We start from the raw sequence: 2,972 nt of genomic DNA on the forward strand, positions 1-2,972 counted from the left end.
CAGAAGGATTAAGGCTCATAGGTTAAGGATAGGAGTCCTGGGTTCTGGTATGATAGATAGGGTACCAAATAGCGAAAATTAATTACGGAGCATTCAATTCAGAGAAGAAGGGCGTTGCGTGTTATGTAGGAGAATATGGCTGCTTATTGCAGCCATGAGTTCGAATTTGCATAGTTACTTTTTTTATCACCTCGAAAAGGAATCTCCGGAGATCAACCGGATACATACTGACCAGATCCATGGGTTTGATGTAGGAGAACACCGTGAACGCACGTTGATGCAGAGTATCGGATCTGGTCAGAACTGCAGGGTCTCATCACCATCTGGTTTTGGTATGAAGGGCTCTGCAAGACTCCCTGTTACATACCAATGTTGTATGAAACAGCAGATAAGGATCAGGTAAAAAACTTACATAATCTGATTGATACCCGTTTCAGTGAATATTCTAACCGATTTTGTAGTATTAAACGTGAGGTGAAGAGATACGCTATTTCCTGACATAGCAGAATGTTGCATCTGGTGTGAATCTTAATATCAGGATTCGGGAATATCTTCAAATCCGGACATACCTTCCAGAAACCGGCAGGAAAAACTGTTGCAACCAGTTGCATGAGTGATTGATATATAGTATCTGATGTGATCGGTATGAGGGAGCGGTCAGATGATCATTTCCAATACGCGGGAGATTCGGGAAGGTGTCATGAAGCGATGGAATATTGTTGTTCTTCTTACGTTTATTTCAGCTCTGTTTATTTCGGGATGTATTGTTGCTGCTGACACTATCGACGATTATTATGTAATTACAGAGGATTCAGCAGGTAATTGGAGCGATAAAGGAAATGAGTTATTAGGCCAGGGCCAGTATCAGGAAGCCAGATATGCATTTGATCAGGCAATTGAGATGAGTCCTCAGTATGTAGTGCCAATGACAGGAAAAGGAATAACGCTGAATTTCCAGGGTCATTACGAGGAAGCCCTCAGAATATTTACGAAGGCTCTGGTTATTGATCCCACGTATGCCCAGGCATGGTGGGGAAAAGGAAAATCATTAGAATTTCTGGGCAGATATGATGAAGCACTCGATGCATATGATCGTGCAATAAAAATTAAACCGGGATCAGTAGAATATCGGATTGCGAAAGGTGACTCATTAGTGCTTAATGGATTATATCAGGAAGCAATCGATTCTTATAATCTCGCGTTGAAGATGGAACCTAATAACAATCTTGCACAGCAGGGGAAAGCGACGGCAAGGATGAAATTTAACTCATACCAGAGGTCATGAACTGGTGTCCATGTATGAAACTACAATCTGGAAAATTCTTGGTTTTTGAGAGAGATTCCCCTGTCAGGTTGGGAATTGAGATTTTCCTATTTTATCTGCATTCAATTTTCCCATTTTAATTTGCCGGAGATAAACCTTCATTCCTCCAGGAATCGTTTGTTTTTTTACGATGATTCGATCATCTCTTACTGCAGAAATAATCTCTTCCGGGGTACAATCTTCTGTTGCACATCCGTAAATAGTCCCAGTCTGACTTACCGAAGATGCAACCCGATAGATTCTGGGATCTTTTCCAGAGGAACCGGCAAGCATATAATATTCAGGGTTAGAAAAAGATTTTGAGGATTCATCATAATCAGTTCCTAATTCTACGTAGATATTATATTCTCCTGATGTCAGTCCAGGAAGTGTATAAGAGGTTCCTTTTCTGACATAGAGTGCACAAAGAGGACTGGAACTTCCCGGATTCGTGAGAACAACAATGGCATCATCTTTATTATTGTTATTATCCAACACGATTGAGGAGGCTCCTTCGTTTGGGATTGCTCCATAGAGAAGCGTTCCGGTTTTCAGCCCGGTTTGAGGACTTGCGGTAGAAACATGAATAAGAGTGATGATCAAGAGCCAGGTAAAGAGGAGGAAAAACCCTGTCCGAGTACGAGACATACGTCTGTTTAGGTCACTCTGTCATATAATATTTTCAAAGGATGGCTCTATTAATATATAGTATTAATAAATTAAACAAATTTAATGAATCAGGGATTACCAGTTGCATATCTGATATCCTGGTCCAGGTCATCTTTGGTGTAATGGGCGGATATTTGTTGTTTCCAGAGAAGTTCTTCACATTGGTACCGGTCAAGACCTGATAACCGGCATACTTGGGCTGAGGTGATGTTACCCCGTTGATACAGGCTGAGTGCCAGTTCATTGGTAGTTCTTCCCTGATGGTATCAGGTGGAAGTATCATCTCCTTGACAAAAGACGATGGTAGAGTTAGTATGATATTATCTGTCATGAGTATATCCCCGAGTCCAGGTCTTCCCGGATAGTATAGAGGTAGTACGGTTCGTATCTGTGAATAGGTTCATGCATCATCAGTTACAACCCAGACCACTATCGAGGATAGCGATTAACCCTCCCATTTTAATTTGAGTATATAAGCAGCATATATTAACAACTTCGCCAGGTTGGGGTTATGCACAATCCTCCTGTAGGTAAGCTCTGGTATTAATACATTCTCACGGACTCTTGCTGTAATCAATGAGAACGTTGAGTCAAGAGATCTCCCATAAGGTAACAGATGTCACTGCCGGTTCAGAAAAAAGGCTATAACTGTTGAAGAGGTTACCACCATCGGCCACGAAGTGGTTGTGATGTTCCATCAAACCGCGGTACATGCATCTGATACCGAGAAGATCACCATGAAACTTCGGCATCGATCTAGGAGGTCAGCCAGGTTATGCTATCGGTAAACCGGGTTACTATTGACCTGAATTCAGAAATGAAGTGGTTCAGAATCTAGTCAGTTACTAAACCTCACTTTTAGAGGCCATTTTCTCGGTCTCGAAAATTAGAAATTACGATATGTTCCATTCGGAATAAAAATCTCAAATGTTGCTCCCTTCCCTGCTTTTCCGGTCTCCCGGATGCTCATTCCGGTAATTGACAAAATCTCATGAATCAG

General features: G+C 41.6%; 3 protein-coding genes. 1 reads left to right on the plus strand and 2 read right to left on the minus strand.

What is annotated here, in order from left to right:
* The first annotated feature begins 661 nt into the window (after positions 1-661).
* A complete protein-coding gene (locus LUQ50_RS10900; protein ID WP_300039863.1) occupies positions 662-1,285 on the plus strand; it encodes a tetratricopeptide repeat protein in 624 nt (207 codons plus the stop codon).
* A gap of 63 nt (positions 1,286-1,348) precedes the next feature.
* Here the strand turns inward: LUQ50_RS10900 and LUQ50_RS10905 are convergent, their stop codons facing one another.
* Positions 1,349-1,951, minus strand: a complete 603-nt coding sequence (locus LUQ50_RS10905) for a hypothetical protein (RefSeq protein ID WP_300039864.1) — start codon at positions 1,949-1,951, stop codon at positions 1,349-1,351.
* 89 nt (positions 1,952-2,040) lie between these two features.
* Positions 2,041-2,211, minus strand: coding sequence for a UPF0175 family protein (locus LUQ50_RS15985; protein ID WP_367278992.1), 171 nt, complete (start codon positions 2,209-2,211; stop codon positions 2,041-2,043).
* Positions 2,212-2,972: the final 761 nt, after the last annotated feature.

It is taken from the genome of Methanospirillum sp. (assembly GCF_028679455.1).
Lineage (GTDB): Archaea > Halobacteriota > Methanomicrobia > Methanomicrobiales > Methanospirillaceae > Methanospirillum.